Source organism: Sphingobium sp. GW821-FHT02B05, assembly GCF_059421905.1.
In genome coordinates this window covers 1,690,282-1,705,895 of record NZ_JBWKVW010000001.1, presented here as the reverse complement: position 1 = coordinate 1,705,895, position 15,614 = coordinate 1,690,282, and the positions used below count along the sequence as shown (strand labels likewise).

The window sequence follows — 15,614 nt, the reverse complement described above, 5'->3', positions numbered from 1 at the left end:
TGAAATGATGCGAAAACAAAACCTGATGGGCATGTCCTGCGTCGCATTCAACGTAGAACGGTCTAGAGTGCGGCGGCAATCACAACGTCGCCTGCCGGGGCGACCCAGGCCTCCGGGCGAGCCGCGACCCAGCGGAGCAACGCCTCTAAAGCGTCGATGCGATAGGGTAGGGCCATGATATAAGGCGTCAGATGCAGCGGCAGCATTCTTGCCGCGCCGGTGGTCGCCGCCTCTGACGACAGCCAATCGAAAGCGTCGCGCATCTGCTGTGCGTAACTGTCGGCCGAATTTTGCTGCACGGTGATGATCTGTCGGTCCGACAGTTCATGGTTGAGTGGCAGGTTGACGATGGCACCGGCCGGAGTGGTCATGCGGTAGGGCAGTTCGTCATTCACCCAGTCGAGCATGTAATTCACACCGCTCTCGGCCAGCAGCCTGGGCGTATTGAAACTTTGCGACCGGGCGATGGACAGCCAGCCGCGCGGACGCATGCCAGTCGCCCGTTCCAATGTATCGAGCGATCGCATGATGAGCGCGCGTTCGTCTTCTTCGGGCAGGCCGCTGGCGATCGTGCCGTTCATATCAGTGGAATGAGCGACGATCTCATGCCCCGCCCTTACGATGTCTGCGACCAGCGATGGGTAGCGTTCGGCTATGGCGGAATTGGTCGCGACCGAGACGCGCATCCCCGCGGCCGCGAAGGCATCAAGCAAGCGGTAGATGCCAACGCGCAATCCATATTCACGCGAGGTATAATGGCGATAGTCGGGATAGGCCGTCTGCATATGCCCCGGCGCGCGGAACGGCGCGTCGTTCGGCAGGATCGGAAACCATTCGAGGCTAACGATGATCGGCACTGCGACGCTGCGTCCATCCGGCCAGACGATGGGTGTGCGCTCGAACAGGTTTGACCAAGGATAGAGATCATGGTCCATCCCCCGCCGGCGGCGGGGATAGTTGAGGTAGCTGGGGTCGAGCGTCATCGAACATCTCCCTGCGCCAGAATGTGGTCGGCGATGTCGCCGCTGCGCGTGATCCATGCGCGGCCATCGGCAGCGATGTGGCGCAGTACATCCTCGAAAGCGCCGATGCGGTGGGGCTGGCCGATCAGATAGCTGTGCAGCGGTATGCACATGACCGTGCCGGACGTCTCGCCTTCGCGCGCCAACCGGTCGAACTGGCGGATCAGCGTATCGGCATATTCGCGCGGGGACATGTTATAGACGAAGAAGCCATAATGGTCGTTGACCTCCAGGCTGTAGGGCATGGAGATGAGGCTGCCCTGCGCGACATGGACCGGTTGGGGCTGGTCGTCATGATAGAGGTCGCAGGTATAGGTCAGCCCATATTCGGCGATCAGGTCGAGCGTGCGCGGCGTATGGGTGAGGGCAGGCGCGAGCCAGCCCTTGATCGTCTGTCCGGTTGCATCGCGGACGGTGCGGATCGAATCCTCGATGATCGCGCGTTCCTGCGCCTCGTCCATGCCATAGGAATAGCGGGTATTGTAGATGCCGTGGCTGAAGAATTCCCAGCCGCGCGCGTTCGCGTCCTCGACGACGTCAGGAATATGATCGCACAGCGCCACGGACAGGCTGACCGATCCGGGGAAGCCGTGCTTCGTCATGACATCTGCCATCCGCCAGTGACCGACCCGATTGGCATGGTCGCGATGGCTGTATCCGACGACGTCGGGGTGGGGCTTTGCCCAACTCTTGCGGTGCGGGTTTGTCGGTGGGTCCAGTTCGTAATATTCGAGGTTGGGCGACACCCATAGCGCGACACTCTTGCCGCCGGGCCATTCGATTTTCGGCCGACCGCGGTAGGGCAGATAATCGTAGAGGCCCGGATCCGCCTGCCCTTCACGCACCATAATTCTCCAGCCAGTCGACCACTGTCTGGACCGGCTCGACATCGGCATATTTCAGCTGAAGATCGGTCAGGTTGGCGTAATGATAGCTTTCATGCTTGTCGGCGGTCGTCTCGATGGGAACGATGGCGCGATAGCCTCGGCTGAGCGCTTCGACTGCCGTCGCCCGGACGCAGCCCGAGGTGGAGCCGCCCGTAATGACCACGGTATCGACCTTGTGCCACACCAGCAGGCTCTGGAGCGGCGTTTCAAAGAAGGCCGATGGCATGCGTTTGTCGTAAACCACGTCGATCGACGGATCGATTTCGCACCGCTCGTCGAAATCATGGCGGCGCGATCCATATTTGATGTTCTGGAGTGAGTCGGGCGTATTCGTCCGCGTGCCCCAGACGCCCGCGTCGGCCGCCGTGCCGGCATAAGCGACATGGGTCCAGATAACCGGCATTCCCTTTTGCCGCGCCAAACGGGAAATCGTGTTGATATGCTCGATCTGGCGCGGATCGGTTTCATAGGCGGTCTTGAACTCGTCTATCCGCGTATATGCGTTTTGCAGGTCGACATTGACGATGGCGAGCTTGGTGCCGAAGCCGAACTTGCTGCGTGCCGGATTGGCCATCACCTCGTCAAAAATCTGGCGCGCGGTCTTGCCGTCCGACACCATCTTTGTGCCCACAATCGTCATGAAACCTCCTTCAGGCCGCGACCCTTTCTTGCGCCGGACGGAAGCCCAGCGGCAGGCCAGCGTCAGGCAGGAAGCCGTAAAGCGGTTCGTTCGCCAAGGCGTTGGCCAGGATTGATCGCACAGCGATCAGTTTTTGCAGGTCGATCCCGGTGTCGAGGCCCATTGCCTCCAGCATGAACGCCAGATCCTCTGTCACGATATTGCCCGATGCCCCCGGCGCGAAGGGGCAGCCGCCAAGACCGCCGAGCGATGCGTCGAAGGTGGTGAGGCCGCAGTCGAGCGCTGCCAGCACGTTGGCAAGGCCCAGGCCGCGCGTATTGTGCAAGTGTATGCCGGTCAGTCCGCCGTCGCCCACGACGCCGCGCACCAGCCTGATAAGATGCTTTACCGCTGCCGGATCAGCATAGCCGGTGGTGTCGGATAGGCCGACCTCATCGCAGCCCGCCTGCATCAGCGCATCGGCCAGACGCGCTATCTGCGCGTCGGGAATGGCGCCCTCCAGCGTGCAACCGAAGGCGGTGGAAAGGCTCCCTTCGAAATGAGGCCGCTTTGCTTCCGGTAGGGTGGCGATCAGGGTCGCGATGCCACGCGCTTCCTCGATCACCTGATCGTGGGTGCGGCGCAGATTCGCCATGCTGTGGGTTTCGGACACCGACAGGGGCAGGGTGATCTTGTGCGCACCGGCCTCGATCGCGGCCTGCGCCCTGCGCAGATTGGGCACCAGCACCGCGACGGTCAGGCCGGGAATCGTACGGGCGAAGGCCACGACCTCCGCCGTGTCGGCAAGCTGCGGCAACAGCTTTGCCGGGACGAAGCTGCCGACCTCAATCTCCGTCACCCCGGCGGCGGCTTCCGCTGCGATCCACGCCTTTTTGGCCTCCAGCGGCATGATCGTAGAAATGCTCTGCAACCCGTCGCGCGGGCCCACTTCACTGATCAGAACAGCCATGTTCATAAACTCCGCTTGGCTTAATTGTATTATTCTTATATCAATTAAACCGAACTGATCAATGGAGTTGCGGAATGGACGATAGCGCCTTGCCTCTGGCCGGCATCCGGGTGGTCGAATTCACGCATATGGTGATGGGGCCATCGGCAGGCGTGATCCTGGCAGATCTGGGCGCAGACGTGGTGAAGGTGGAACCGCAGGGCGGCGACCAGACGCGCCGCCTTCTCGGATCGGGCGCAGGCTATTTTCCGATGTTCAACCGCAACAAGCGATCCATCTGCCTCGACCTGAAATCCGAAGACGGGCTGGCCATCGCCCGCAAGCTCTGCATCGGCGCGGATATCGTGATCGAGAATTTCCGGCCTGGCACGCTCGACCGGCTGGGCCTGGGTTATGAAGCGCTCAAGGATGACAATATCGGCCTGATCCACTGTTCGGCCAAAGGCTTTCTGTCCGGTCCCTATGAACATCGCACCGCACTGGACGAAGTAACGCAGATGATGGGCGGCCTTGCCTATATGACCGGCCCGCCCGGACGTCCGCTGCGTGCCGGCGCGTCCGTGATCGATGTTACCGGAGGCATGTTCGGCGTGATCGGCATCCTCGCTGCGCTGGAGCGTCGTCATCGGACCGGTGAGGGCGGCACGGTCAAATGCGCGCTCTACGAGACGACGGCCTTCCTCGTCGGCCAGCATATGGCGCAGAAGGCCGTCACCGGCAAAGCCGCGCAGCCCATGCCAGTGCGCATTTCGGCTTGGGCGATCTATGATGTGTTCGATACGGCTGTGGAGGGGGAGCAGCTTTTTCTTGGCGTGGTCAGCGACAGTCAGTGGAAGATATTTTGCGAAACCTTCGGCCTGACGGATTTGGGCGCCAACCCCGATTATGCCGCGAACAACCAGCGCGTGCTGGCGCGCGACGTCATCCTGCCGCGCGTACGCGCGCATCTTGCGCAATTCACCCGCGCGGAACTGATTGCGACAATCGAAGGGGCAGGCTTGCCCTTCGCGCCGATCGCCCGGCCTGACGATCTGTTCGACGACCCACATCTCAATGCTGGGGGGCTGTTGCCGCTTACCATTCCCGGCGGCGAAAAGACGATGCTGCCGGGCCTGCCGATCGAGTTCGATGGCGAGCGTCTGCCGCTGCGCCACGACATTCCCGAAGCGGGGGGCGACGCGGAATCGATCCTGGAAGAGATCGGCTGGGCAACGGCGCCGGCTGCCTGAAGGCGGCTCAGTCTGCGGCGGCCCGCGCCCCCAGATCGACGGTCAGGCGGTAACGGTCGCCGCGATATTGCGCGATCGTCGCCAGCAGCGGCTTGTCGCTTCGGTCGCGCACCAACCGATCGACGCGAATGATCGGCGCGCGCGGTTCTACCTGAAGAAAGGCCGCGAGGGACGGGTCGGCGGCGACCGCTGATACGGTCTGGCTCGCTGCCCCGATCGCATGGCCGGACGTGCGGATCAGTTCCAGCAGCGGCGTGGTCATCAAATCCCTGCCATTGAGTGCGCCCGCAACCTGTTCGGGCACGAAGCTTTCGATCGCGCCGAGGGGCAGATCATCGAGAAAGCGGACCCGCAACGCCCGCACGATCATCGCGCCATCGGTCAGGTCCAGAAGGTCTGCAATTTGCGGGCTGGCGATTTCCCGTTCGAATGACACGACGCGCACACGCGTCCGCCGACCGAAGGCGATCAGCGATTCGACTGCCTGTTCGATATTCGCTTCGATCGGAATGGTCTGTTCCTGGAAGATGACGCGCGTACCAACACGACGTTTGCGTTCGACCAGACCCTGTGCCGCCAATTCATCGAGCGCACGGCGCGCGGTGATGCGCGATACGTCGAACTGGGCGACAACTTCATGTTCGGTCGGCACCGCAGATCCCGCTGGACGCTTGCCCGATGTGATTTCATCGCGAAGCGTGAGGAATATCTGCTGATAGAGCGGGATGCCGCCGGACCGGCCGGCGCGTCGTGGGGATGCCATTCTCCCGGCGTGCCGCACTTCCCTTTGCTCGCCAAGCGATTTATTTGTTATATTGATATAGCAAATTAGTGCGGCTGCGTTTACCGTCGCCGCATGGGAAGAACGATCTTCGAAAAGATCTGGGACGCGCATCGGGTCGAATCGTTGGGAGAGGCCAGCGATCTGATCCTGATCGACCGGATATTGCTGCACGAACGGACCGGCGGCATCGCGCTGAAGAGTCTGGCGGAGGCGGGGCGGCCGATCGTTGCGCCGCGTCAGGTGTTCGCGACGATGGATCATGTCGTCGATACGCTGCCGGGACGGAGCGACCGGACCATCATGCCGACCGGGCGCGACTTCATCGTCGCGACGCGCGAAGCTGCTATCGCGGCGGGCATCACCCTGTTCGACCTTGGCGATCCGCGTCAGGGCATCGTCCATGTGATTTCGCCCGAACAGGGCATCATCCTTCCCGGCCTCAGTCTCGTCTGCCCGGACAGTCATACATGCAGCCAGGGGGCGCTGGGCGGCTTGGCTTGGGGCATCGGGTCGAGCGAAGCGGAACATGCGCTCGCCACCGGCACCTTGCGGGTGAAGCGCCCCAACACCATGCGCGTGACTGTGAATGGTGCATTGCGTCCCGGCGTCACACCCAAGGATCTGGCACTGCACATTCTCGCCCGCTTCGGGTCGGCGGGCGGGAAGGGACATGTGGTCGAATATGCAGGGGACGCCGTGCGTGCGCTGGACGTGGAGGGGAGGCTCACTCTTTGCAACATGGCGACCGAATTTTCGGCCTTCACTGCAATCATTGCGCCGGATGAAAAGGTGTTCGCCTATCTGAAGGATGCGCCCTTCGCGCCGAAAGGAGAAGCCTGGGACGCGGCAGTCGCGGACTGGCGCGCGTTGGCGAGCGATGCGGACGCCCAATTCGACGCGCAACTGACCATCGACGCTGCCGATGTGGCGCCCATGATAAGCTGGGGCACCAGCCCGCAGCAGGCCGTCCCGCTAAACGGCCAAGTGCCGCGGGGAGTAGAGGAAGCGCTGGTCCGCGCGCGCGACTATATCGGTCTGGAGGAAGGCGCGGCATTGATCGGGCAGCCGATCGACGCGGCGTTCATCGGTTCGTGCACCAACAGCCGCCTCTCGGACCTGCGGCGCGCAGCGGCGATCCTGAAGGGGCGCCAGGTCGCGCCCGGCGTCCGCGCCATCTGTGTCCCCGGATCGGGGCAGGTCAAGGCCGCTGCCGAAGCGGAAGGGATTGATCGCATTTTCCTCGATGCGGGGTTCGAATGGCGCGAGCCGGGCTGTTCCATGTGCTTTTTCGCCGGGGGTGAGCATTTCGGCGCGCAGGAGCGCGTCGTCACCTCCACCAATCGCAATTTCGAAAGTCGGCAGGGACCAGGCACCCGCTCGCATCTTGCCTCGCCCGAAACGGTTGCCGCCTCGGCCATTGCCGGCTGCATCGCCGACCCCTCCCTGTTGAAGGCGCAATCATGACTGGGTTCAAATCCCTCACCAGCATCGCCGCGCCTTTAATTCGCGACAATATCGATACGGACGCGATCATTCCCTCTCGCGAGATGAAATCTGTCGCCAAGACCGGGCTGGCGGACGGTCTGTTCGCAGGATGGCGCTACAAGGAGGGGCGCACGCCCGCGCCCGATTTTATCCTGAACCAGCCTGCCTATGTCGATGCGCAGATATTGTTGGGTGGCATCAATTTCGGATGCGGGTCCAGTCGGGAACACGCCGCATGGGCGCTGGCCGAATATGGGTTCCGCGTGATCGTAGCACCCAGCTTCAACCCGATCTTTCGCGCGAATTGCGTGCGCAACGGCATTGTTCCGGTCGAGTTGGACGCATGGCCGCTTGCGCGGGCAAGTGGTCCGCTGACCGTCGATCTGCCGAGTCAGAGCGTCATGGCGGCAGGCGGGCAGCGCTGGACCTTCGCCATCGATTCTGAAGCGAAGGCCATGCTGCTCGATGGCCTGGACGAGATCGGCCTGACCCTGTTGCGAGCCGGGGCCATCACGGCCTTTCGCGCCCATGACCGGGCACTTCGCCCCTGGGCTTATCTGTAAGGAGATTATCATGGATGCCATCCATGTTTCCGTCGTGATCATAGGAGCGGGCGGAACGGGCCTCGCAGCCGCGTTGGCCGCCGCCGACCTTGGCGCGGAGGTACTGGTTATCGAGCGCGATCAGACGCCGCTGGGCTCCACCGCGATGTCGACCGGCCTGATCCCCGCCGCCGGGACGCCCGAGCAGGCCGCCGCAGGAATCTTTGACAGCCCGGATCGCTTCACCGCCGACATATTGGCCAAGACCAAGGGCGCGACCGATGCCGCCATGGCCCGCCATATCGCGAACGAATCCGCCGAAACCATCGCCTGGCTGCGCGACACTCATGGCCTACCTCTCGCCCTGATCGGCGGCTTTCTGTATCCCGGCCACAGCGCACAGCGCATGTATGGCACTCCCCACCGCACGGGCGGCGAATTGATGGCGGCGCTGGAATCCGCGGCCGAGCGGGCGCAAGTGATGATACTGACGGAGGCAACCGCGTGCGATCTGACGCGCGAAGGCGACCGTGTCACCGGGCTGAGCGTCCTGCGCCCCGACGGTACGACCGAAACCATCATTTGCGACGCGCTGATCCTGGCCTGTTCGGGCTTTGGCGGTGCGGCTGATCTTGTCGCACGCCATATCCCGGATATGGCAGAGGCTGTCTTTCACGGGCATCCCGGCAACAAGGGCGACGCGCTGCGTTGGGGCGAGGAGCTGGGCGCGGCGGTCGCTGACCTTGGGGCCTATCAGGGCCATGGCGGGCTGGCTGCGGGGCATGGCGTTCCGATCCTCTGGCCGCTCATCATGGAAGGCGGTTTTCAGGTGAATGCCGATGGCCTGCGTTTCTCCAACGAGGCGTCGGGCTATTCCGAGCAGGCGGCCAAGGTGAATGCGCAGCCGGGCCATGTCGCCTGGTCGATCTTCGATCACAGGCTGCATGAACTGATGCTCGACTTCGACGATTATCGGGAAGCGTTGGGCGCGGGCGCAGTGGTGTGGGCAGACACGGTCGATGAACTGGCCGGAGCCGTGCGTTTGCCGGTCGAGGCGCTGGCCGGGACGGTCGAGGGGGTGGCCGCCATGACGCGCGGTGAAACGAGCGACGCCTTCGGCCGCGACTTTTCAGGCAAGCCCGAACTGGCCGGTCCCTGGTATGCCGCAAAGGTGACAGGCGCGCTCTTCCATACGCAGGGCGGTCTGGTGGTCGATCGCGATGCGCGTGTATTGAAGGCGGATGGATCGCCCTTCCCCAATCTGTTTGCGGGCGGCGGGGCGGCGCGGGGCATATCCGGGCCCGGTGCGGACGGCTATCTTGCCGGGAACGGCCTGCTTGCCGCGACGACGCTGGGCAAGCTGGCCGGTCGAGCGGCGGCGCGGCTGGCCAAGGGCTAGAAGCGACGATCCGGACGAGCATCCCTATCGCGGGTGCAGCGTCGTCCTTTTCTTCTGGAGCGGCCAGCCCTTCGCGCACGCGCGGCTGACGGTCGAAGAAAAGTTCTAGGCCGCAGAGAAGCGCCATGTCTTCCCTGCGGATATCGACCGCGATCGACGGCGACTTTCGGAAGCCCGCACCATTTAGTCGGGACGGGGATCAAGGCCAGCCTCCCCGGCTAGATAGGTTTCACGCGAAGGGCTGTATCCATCGACGTGATCGGCTCGCAGCCATTGGCCCGCACGATCATCATGTCCTCGACATGGGTCGTGCCCCAGCCAAACTCATGATAGGGCATGTCCAGCGTGAAGACCATATTCTCCTCGAAGACGAGGGGGTGATGTCCGGGCATTTCCGGCCCGACGGACACCGGATGGTCCGTATGCTCCAGCCCCACCGAATGCGGCCCGGCAATGACGAAGCCGGGGAAGCCTGCCTCGTGCACCGACTTCAATGTCAGGTCGACAATCTCCTTGAAGCTCTTGCCCGGCCGGATTGCCTCATAGGCAATGCGCAGCGCCGCGCTTACTGCGTCGAAGCGGCGTAGCATCTCGTCGGTAGGGGTGCCGAAATAGACGGATCGGCCGACATCGCCGCGATATTGCTGCCAGCTTCCCACCGAATCCAGCTTGATGAGTTCGTTCGGCTCCACCACGCCTGTTGCAAGGCCACGGATATTGGCGATGATCCATTCGGATCGTCCGCCCTGCTGCGCCATGGAAAGGGCATGGATGCGGCCCAGTTCGTCGAGCGGCATGCCGACTTCCATCGCGTCCACTACGGTATTGATCGCAGTCTCGCTCATGCGCCCGGCGGTTTTCAGCAGGTCGATCTCAGCCTCGCTCTTCACCATGCGGATCTGCTTGAAGATATTGAGCGCATCGACGCCCCGCAGATCGTCCAGCCCCACTTGTTGCAACCAGCCCAGCACGCGCGGATCATCGAACCCAAGCCGCCCTTTTTCCAGGCCCGCAGCGCGGATTGCGCCCGCCAGCGCGCGGCACGCCGTAACCTCCGCGCCGCCGCGATGCTGGGCGTAGCGGTCGAGCAACTGCTGGTCGCGCGGGGCCATCGGCGCACCCGGCCGCGTCGGATAGGGTGTAAGCGGCGCGTCCTTCACCGCCTCTGCCGTCACGACCTGATCGCCGCCGGAAGCCGGTTCCTCGATCAGTTCCTCGGTCGAAAATTCAAAGTCGCGTTCGGGGATCGCCTTGGGCGCGATGCGGGTGATGAAGGTCGCCACATTGGGCATCCATGTCGGGGCATGTTCCAGATGATAGACGCCTGTGCCCGGCATGATAAGGGCAGCAGGCTTGCTCTCGTCGCGCGGCAGGAAGGCATAGAGCGTATAGTTGCGCGACATCAGGAACATCGAGCCCCAATAGTCGGAGAGATAGTAGATATTTTCCTGAAAGGCAGCGACCAGCCCGTCGAGGCCGTGCAGATCCATGATGGCGTTGGCGCGGGCGCGGTTAAGCAGCATGGGTCGTCTCCTGTTCATCGTAAAAGGCACGCAGCGCCTGCGCGATCCGCAATACGCCGCCTTCGGGTTCGAAAATATCGCGGTCCATGCCTGGCAGTTCCACGACGCGCGCGTCAGGAATCAGTCGGGCGGCTGCCTTGCTATGCTCCAGCAGCGGCTCGTGCGGCTGCACGATCAGCACGGGCTGTGCGATTTGCGCCAGCCGTTCCTCGACCGGATAGGTCCACACGCCCTCATAGGGCCACCAGTAACGGTGCAGCGGCTTGGCGCGCTCTGCCCAGATTTGCGCCGCCCGTTCGATGGGGATGCCCGGCGTGCGCTGCGCGACGGTGAAGTTCCACAGCCATCGCAATCGTGCGAAGATCGCTTCGCCATCATCGGTTGGCGGCTGCACCGCATGAATCTGGTCGAGCCGCTCGCGCCGCTCCGCCTCCGGCCGAAAGGGGATGCCTGACAACACGAGATGCCGCGCGCGGTTGCCCAGCAGCTTGGCCAATTCTATCGCGAGGAAGGTGCCAGTGTGAAATCCGAACAGGTCGACCGGTTCGTCCAGCCCCAGGGCAGTTATCCCTTCGGCGAAGGCGGCAGCATATTCGGCCATGGCGATCGGCTGCTCCGGCCGGGCGGACATGCCGAATCCCGGTGTATCGAATGCGATGACGCGCCGGTCCTTCGCCATTTCGGTCAACAGGTGGCGATATTCCTCTGAACTGGACGGGTTCTGATGCAGCAGGACGAGGGGGCGGCGCGCAGGCGCATCTGGGCGTCCCTCCAGATAGTGGAGCTGCCCGAACCGGGCGTCGGTATAGCCGTTGCGTGCTGCGGTCATAGCTGCTCCATAAGCGCCATGATAGCATTGCGCGCCGCCCATCCCGCACAATTGATCGTCAGGTGGATAGAAGGGCGACCCTTGATGCGCCTTGCCGACCGTCATGATTGTGTATGGCCGTGACCCAGATATCTACCCCCAACTCCGCCGCCATGGGCCAAGCCGATTCGACGACGGACCGATTGCCCTTCCTCCTTCAGTTCGGATGGGGGCTGGGCACCATGGGTCTTACCGCCTTCATGGTCGGCAGCTATCTGCTCCTGCGCTTCATGACCGACTATATGGGTGTTCCCGCCGCCATAGCCGGAACTGTCTTCGCGCTCGCAAAGATTTACGACGCGATCGCCGATCCGATCTTCGGCGGCTTTTCCGATCGCACCCAGTCGCGCTGGGGCCGCCGCAGGCCGTTCCTGCTGGCCGGTGCCTTCGCCTGCGGCCTCACCTTCATGCTGGCCTTCAACGCGCCGGTGATTGAAAATCGGGCAGGAGCGGTCGCCTTGTTGGCCGGCCTGCTGATCCTGCACGCCAGTTCCTATGCGGTCTTTGCCGTCCCATACATGGCAATGCCGGCGGAGATGACCGATAATCCGCATGAGCGATCGAAACTCATGTCTTTCCGCGTCATCAACGGGGCACTGGGCAATCTGGTCGGCGGCTGGGCCACCGCGTCGCTGATCGCCCTGTTCGGCGGCGGCCTGATGGGCCATCGGATGATGGGCATCATCGTCGGCCTGCTTATCTTTGCCGTGCTGATGGGCTGTTTCTTCCTGACCGCGCCCGCGCGCCACCGCGAAATCGACAAGAACCATCTCCCCTATCGCCAGCAACTGAAACTCGCCACGCGCAACAGGCCCTTCATGGTGTTGCAGGGGGCAAAGCTGATGCTGATGAGCGCGGCTGGCCTGCACACCGCGTCCGCCGCCTTCTTCGTCCAGCGACGGCTGGAGATGAGCGATGCCTGGCTCGGTATCATCTACGCGACGCTCACCATCGGCACCGTTCTGGTCCAGCCGCTGTGGCTCTGGTGCGCGCGCACCTATGGCAAGCGGCAGACCTATACGATCGCGGGGCTGTTCACGGCGCTCGTCTGGGCCAGTTGGCTCCCCTTTGGTCCCGGCACCCATGGCTGGATCATCGGTGGTATCGGCCTGCTCGCCGGGTTCGGCAATGGCGGGATCGTGATGATCAGCCAATCAATGCTGCCCGACACCATAGCCTATCAATATCTCGCCACCGGCCAGCGCAGCGAGGGCAGTTTCGCGGGCGTGTACATATTGGTGGAAAAACTGGGGCAGGCGATCGGTGCGTCGCTAACCGGCATCATCCTGGGCCTGTTCGGCTATATCCAGTCGACCGGACATCAAGCCGTCGAGCAGCCGCAGAGCGCCATTACCGGCATCACGCTCGTTTATTGCGTTTTCTCGACCGGCTTCCTGCTGGCGAGCATTGTCGTGCTGCGCTTCTACCCGCTCGACGAACGCAGCATGACCTTGAGGAGCGCGTCCTGATGCCCCGTCCGCCCGTCAATCGCCGCCTGGCCGTGCAGGGCCAGTCGCCGGCGGAGGACCGGTTGCTCGCGATGGTTGCAGCGCTGGCGTCGGAACTGGCGATGACGCGCGAACGGCTCGACACGCTGGAGCGGCTGGCGGACGCATCGGGCATGGTGCCGCGCGCCGCGATCGAGGATTATGTTCCCGATGCCATGGCTGCACAGGAACGGGACGCGACCCGCCAGCGCCTGATCGCCAAGGTCTTCCGCCCGCTCAAGGACGATGCGGAGCGGGCTGCCCATGAGGAGGAGCCTTCCGCATGACCGCCCATCCCATGTTGCCGCAGGCCAGCCATGACGAACTGGCCGAACAATTGTTCATCCGTGACCTCAAGGGCTGGATCGGCGGCGAGGTGGAAGGGCATCAGCGCACGCTGGCCGCACGGCTCGATCCGGGCGCGCAAAGCAATGCGCGCGAGGAAAGGCTCTACGAAGCGCTGCACGAACAGGACATTTTCCGCGCCTGGGCCAGCCTGCGCCGCACATCGCAGGACATGCTATGGGATGCGATCGCCACCAGCGTCGCGCGGCAGGGCAAGGAACTGGACGCCAAGGCAGCCGTGCATGAAGCGGGATCGGTCACCCTGCCCGATGATGCGGGCCTGCCCGCCTATATCGAAAGCCGCGACGTCCATCTGATGCCGGGCGGTTACCAGCATGACGAAGGTGGCGTGTTGCAAGGCGCGATCATGGATCGCGGCGGGGCGGTCTATATGCTGGGGCGCAATGGGGGTCTGTTGAATGACGGGCGGGGGCGCACCGTGCTGGCGCATCTGTTCGCCCGTTTTCCCGATTTCGAGCCAAGCCGGATATTGGAGCTGGGCTGCGGCGTCGGCGCCAGCCTGGTGCCGCTGGCCAAGGCGTTTCCGCAAGCCGAAGTCCACGGTATCGATCTCGGCGCGTCGATGCTGCGCTATGCCCGCGCGCGCGCCGCGTCGATGGGCGCGACCGTGCATCTCGCGCAGGACGATGCGGAAGGCACGCGCTATCCTGGCGGCAGTTTCGACCTCGTCTTTTCCGCCGTGCTGATGCACGAAACCTCGGCCGATGCGATCCCGCGCATTCTCGCCGAAAGCCGCAGACTGCTCGCGCCGGGCGGCGTCGCCATCCATCTGGAAGTGCCCCAGCGCTACGAAGCGATGGATCTTTGGGGCCGTATCCGCGGACAGATCGAGGCGGATTACAACAACGAGCCGGCCTGGCGGGCGGCGATCAGCGCTGACTATGACGCCCTGATGCGGCAGGCAGGCTTCACCAAGGTCGCGACCGGCTATCAGGATGCGGCGCGCGGCGATCCGCAGCCGGGGCAGGGGGGCTTTGGCCAGACGTCGAAGGGCGTGTTCGGTTCCTGGTTCGTGGCGTCGGGCCGGGCGTGATCGACCGCGCCTTTGCCCGTGTCGCCGAAGGGCTGACCCATTATCGTCATGTCGAAGGAAGCGGCACGCCGTTGCTGCTGCTCCATGCCTCACCCGGATCGTCGGCGAATCTGGTGCCGCTGGTCGAAGCGCTCATGGCGACCGGCAACGCGCCGCCGCTGATCGCGCCGGACACGCCGGGCAACGGCGACAGCGCCGCGCTGATCGCGCAATCGCCAGACATGGCCGACTATTCCGATGCGCTCGTTCGCCTGATGGATGCGCTCGGCATCGATCGGGCAAACATCTACGGCGCGCACACGGGCGCTCGGATCGCCGTGGAGGCGGGGGTGCGGCACCCCGATCGCGTGGCCGCCATCGTTGCAGACGGTATCGGTGAATATGAAGGCGCGCTGCGGGACGAACTGATCGAACGCTACGCGCCCGAAGTGCAGCCCGACGATTATGGATCGCATCTCCTCTGGGCCTTCCATTTCGTCCGCGATCAGGCGCTGCATTTCCCCCATTATGTCCGCGATCCCGCGCATCGCCTCATGACGCGCGCGGTGCCTGATGCGGATGCGCTGCACAGTGCGGCCATGGAGGTACTGAAGGCGCTGGGCACCTATCATCACGCCTATCGCGCGGCCTTTGCCTATCCTACCCGCGCGCGGCTGGAGCGGCTTGAGCGCCCCTTCTACCTGCTCGACGCTGTGGGAGAGATACCGGGCCTGCGCGCGCAGGCAGAAGCGCTGGCGAAGGCCGCGCCCGATTGTCGGTTGGTGCCGGTCGAAGCGGGCCTGACGGCGAAGGCCGAGGCGATCGTCGCGACGCTCAGCTGAGCGCGGCGACGATGTCGTCGGTCTTGCGCACATGCCCCAAACGCGGGAAGACGTGCGCGATCGGAAAAGCGTGCAGCATGTCGCTGAAGCTGGCCATCGCATCCTCCGCAAAGATCAGTCGATAGCCATGCTCCCACGCCGACCGGGCGGTTGATTCCACGCCCATATGCGTGGCGATGCCGGCCAGGATGATCGTGTCGATGCCGCGACGGCGCAGTTGCAAGTCCAATTCGGTGCCGTAAAACGCGCCCCACTGCCGCTTGACGATGCGCATGTCGCCGTCATGCGCACCCAGTTCCGGCACGATCTCTGCGAAATCGGCGGGCGGCCCGTCGGATGAACGGGGCGCGCTGATGTCGGCCGGTTGCGCCAAAGCATCGACGAAGCCTTTGTGGAAATCGACCGTCACCAGCACAATGATGCCACGGACAACCCGCAGCGCTTCGGCGATGGCGCGGCTGCGCGCGACTACATCGGCGGATGCGTGCGGCGCGGTGCTGTTCGCTACGATGCCCTTTTGCAGGTCGATCGCGACCAGCGCGGTGCGGGTTGGGTCGATGTCCATGCCGGCTCCTCTCG

16 protein-coding genes are annotated in these 15,614 nt (G+C 63.8%); 8 read left to right on the top strand and 8 right to left on the bottom strand.

The annotated features are described in order from the left end of the window. Window positions 1-62: 62 nt before the first annotated feature. From AC07UX_RS08580 to AC07UX_RS08565, 4 genes are read right to left on the bottom strand one after another with little or no spacing between them, the layout of a single operon-like run. A complete protein-coding gene (locus AC07UX_RS08580) occupies window positions 63-983 on the bottom strand; it encodes a polysaccharide deacetylase family protein (RefSeq protein ID WP_495191483.1) in 921 nt (306 codons plus the stop codon). Continuing rightward, window positions 980-1,870 (bottom strand): polysaccharide deacetylase family protein, encoded by an 891-nt coding sequence (locus tag AC07UX_RS08575; protein ID WP_495191482.1) that lies wholly within the window; start codon window positions 1,868-1,870, stop codon window positions 980-982. The genes AC07UX_RS08580 and AC07UX_RS08575 overlap by 4 nt, the downstream gene beginning before the upstream one ends. Next, on the bottom strand, window positions 1,860-2,549 hold the full coding sequence (locus AC07UX_RS08570) for an isochorismatase family protein (RefSeq protein ID WP_495191481.1): 690 nt from the start codon (window positions 2,547-2,549) through the stop codon (window positions 1,860-1,862). The genes AC07UX_RS08575 and AC07UX_RS08570 overlap by 11 nt, the downstream gene beginning before the upstream one ends. A gap of 10 nt (window positions 2,550-2,559) precedes the next feature. Then, on the bottom strand, window positions 2,560-3,498 hold the full coding sequence (locus AC07UX_RS08565; RefSeq protein WP_495191480.1) for a hydroxymethylglutaryl-CoA lyase: 939 nt from the start codon (window positions 3,496-3,498) through the stop codon (window positions 2,560-2,562). A gap of 74 nt (window positions 3,499-3,572) precedes the next feature. Between AC07UX_RS08565 and AC07UX_RS08560 the strand changes: the two genes are divergently transcribed. Next, window positions 3,573-4,727, top strand: coding sequence for a CaiB/BaiF CoA transferase family protein (locus AC07UX_RS08560; protein ID WP_495191479.1), 1,155 nt, complete (start codon window positions 3,573-3,575; stop codon window positions 4,725-4,727). A gap of 7 nt (window positions 4,728-4,734) precedes the next feature. On the opposite strand, the gene AC07UX_RS08555 is transcribed toward AC07UX_RS08560, so the two are convergent. After that, window positions 4,735-5,490 carry a GntR family transcriptional regulator gene (locus AC07UX_RS08555; protein WP_495191478.1) on the bottom strand — a complete coding sequence of 252 codons (756 nt, stop codon included), beginning with the start codon at window positions 5,488-5,490 and terminating at the stop codon, window positions 4,735-4,737. 93 nt (window positions 5,491-5,583) lie between these two features. Here AC07UX_RS08555 and AC07UX_RS08550 point away from each other — a divergent pair, with 93 nt between their 5' ends. The 3 genes from AC07UX_RS08550 to AC07UX_RS08540 are packed head-to-tail and all read left to right on the top strand — an operon-like array spanning window position 5,584 to window position 8,937. Next, complete coding sequence (locus AC07UX_RS08550) at window positions 5,584-6,975, top strand: 3-isopropylmalate dehydratase large subunit (protein WP_495191477.1); 1,392 nt, start codon at window positions 5,584-5,586, stop codon at window positions 6,973-6,975. Then, window positions 6,972-7,559, top strand: a complete 588-nt coding sequence (gene leuD / locus AC07UX_RS08545; RefSeq protein WP_495191476.1) for a 3-isopropylmalate dehydratase small subunit — start codon at window positions 6,972-6,974, stop codon at window positions 7,557-7,559. The genes AC07UX_RS08550 and leuD overlap by 4 nt, the downstream gene beginning before the upstream one ends. 10 nt (window positions 7,560-7,569) lie before the next feature. Continuing rightward, window positions 7,570-8,937, top strand: a complete 1,368-nt coding sequence (locus tag AC07UX_RS08540; protein WP_495191475.1) for an FAD-dependent oxidoreductase — start codon at window positions 7,570-7,572, stop codon at window positions 8,935-8,937. A 218-nt stretch (window positions 8,938-9,155) separates the two neighbouring features. Here AC07UX_RS08540 and AC07UX_RS08535 read toward each other — a convergent pair whose 3' ends face one another. Then, the gene (locus tag AC07UX_RS08535; protein ID WP_495191474.1) at window positions 9,156-10,460 is read right to left on the bottom strand and encodes a M24 family metallopeptidase; all 1,305 of its coding nucleotides are present in this window, start codon (window positions 10,458-10,460) and stop codon (window positions 9,156-9,158) included. Next, window positions 10,450-11,289, bottom strand: a complete 840-nt coding sequence (locus tag AC07UX_RS08530) for an alpha/beta fold hydrolase (RefSeq protein ID WP_495191473.1) — start codon at window positions 11,287-11,289, stop codon at window positions 10,450-10,452. Before AC07UX_RS08530 ends, AC07UX_RS08535 begins: the two co-directional genes overlap by 11 nt. A 119-nt stretch (window positions 11,290-11,408) precedes the next feature. On the opposite strand from AC07UX_RS08530, the gene AC07UX_RS08525 reads away from it, so the two are divergent. The 4 genes from AC07UX_RS08525 to AC07UX_RS08510 are packed head-to-tail and all read left to right on the top strand — an operon-like array spanning window position 11,409 to window position 15,035. Next, a complete protein-coding gene (locus AC07UX_RS08525) occupies window positions 11,409-12,797 on the top strand; it encodes an MFS transporter (RefSeq protein ID WP_495191472.1) in 1,389 nt (462 codons plus the stop codon). Then, window positions 12,797-13,102, top strand: a complete 306-nt coding sequence (locus AC07UX_RS08520) for a hypothetical protein (protein WP_495191471.1) — start codon at window positions 12,797-12,799, stop codon at window positions 13,100-13,102. The genes AC07UX_RS08525 and AC07UX_RS08520 overlap by 1 nt, the downstream gene beginning before the upstream one ends. Beyond that, the gene (locus AC07UX_RS08515) at window positions 13,099-14,214 is read left to right on the top strand and encodes a class I SAM-dependent methyltransferase (RefSeq protein ID WP_495191470.1); all 1,116 of its coding nucleotides are present in this window, start codon (window positions 13,099-13,101) and stop codon (window positions 14,212-14,214) included. The genes AC07UX_RS08520 and AC07UX_RS08515 overlap by 4 nt, the downstream gene beginning before the upstream one ends. Then, entirely contained in the window at window positions 14,211-15,035 is an 825-nt protein-coding gene (locus AC07UX_RS08510; protein ID WP_495191469.1) for an alpha/beta fold hydrolase, read from the top strand. Before AC07UX_RS08515 ends, AC07UX_RS08510 begins: the two co-directional genes overlap by 4 nt. On the opposite strand, the gene AC07UX_RS08505 is transcribed toward AC07UX_RS08510, so the two are convergent. Next, window positions 15,028-15,600, bottom strand: coding sequence for a hydrolase (locus AC07UX_RS08505; protein ID WP_495191468.1), 573 nt, complete (start codon window positions 15,598-15,600; stop codon window positions 15,028-15,030). The two genes, AC07UX_RS08510 and AC07UX_RS08505, sit on opposite strands and share 8 nt — an antisense overlap. Window positions 15,601-15,614: the final 14 nt, after the last annotated feature.

What these genes read in the sequence shown, in the direction of transcription:
- AC07UX_RS08580 (WP_495191483.1), bottom strand. Translation starts at nt 983, where the DNA reads ATGACGCTCGACCCCAGCTACCTCAACTATCCCCGCCGCCGGCGGGGG.
- AC07UX_RS08575 (WP_495191482.1), bottom strand. Translation starts at nt 1,870, where the DNA reads ATGGTGCGTGAAGGGCAGGCGGATCCGGGCCTCTACGATTATCTGCCC.
- AC07UX_RS08570 (WP_495191481.1), bottom strand. Translation starts at nt 2,549, where the DNA reads ATGACGATTGTGGGCACAAAGATGGTGTCGGACGGCAAGACCGCGCGC.
- AC07UX_RS08565 (WP_495191480.1), bottom strand. Translation starts at nt 3,498, where the DNA reads ATGGCTGTTCTGATCAGTGAAGTGGGCCCGCGCGACGGGTTGCAGAGC.
- AC07UX_RS08560 (WP_495191479.1), top strand. Translation starts at nt 3,573, where the DNA reads ATGGACGATAGCGCCTTGCCTCTGGCCGGCATCCGGGTGGTCGAATTC.
- AC07UX_RS08555 (WP_495191478.1), bottom strand. Translation starts at nt 5,490, where the DNA reads ATGGCATCCCCACGACGCGCCGGCCGGTCCGGCGGCATCCCGCTCTAT.
- AC07UX_RS08550 (WP_495191477.1), top strand. Translation starts at nt 5,584, where the DNA reads ATGGGAAGAACGATCTTCGAAAAGATCTGGGACGCGCATCGGGTCGAA.
- leuD (WP_495191476.1), top strand. Translation starts at nt 6,972, where the DNA reads ATGACTGGGTTCAAATCCCTCACCAGCATCGCCGCGCCTTTAATTCGC.
- AC07UX_RS08540 (WP_495191475.1), top strand. Translation starts at nt 7,570, where the DNA reads ATGGATGCCATCCATGTTTCCGTCGTGATCATAGGAGCGGGCGGAACG.
- AC07UX_RS08535 (WP_495191474.1), bottom strand. Translation starts at nt 10,460, where the DNA reads ATGCTGCTTAACCGCGCCCGCGCCAACGCCATCATGGATCTGCACGGC.
- AC07UX_RS08530 (WP_495191473.1), bottom strand. Translation starts at nt 11,289, where the DNA reads ATGACCGCAGCACGCAACGGCTATACCGACGCCCGGTTCGGGCAGCTC.
- AC07UX_RS08520 (WP_495191471.1), top strand. Translation starts at nt 12,797, where the DNA reads ATGCCCCGTCCGCCCGTCAATCGCCGCCTGGCCGTGCAGGGCCAGTCG.
- AC07UX_RS08515 (WP_495191470.1), top strand. Translation starts at nt 13,099, where the DNA reads ATGACCGCCCATCCCATGTTGCCGCAGGCCAGCCATGACGAACTGGCC.
- AC07UX_RS08505 (WP_495191468.1), bottom strand. Translation starts at nt 15,600, where the DNA reads ATGGACATCGACCCAACCCGCACCGCGCTGGTCGCGATCGACCTGCAA.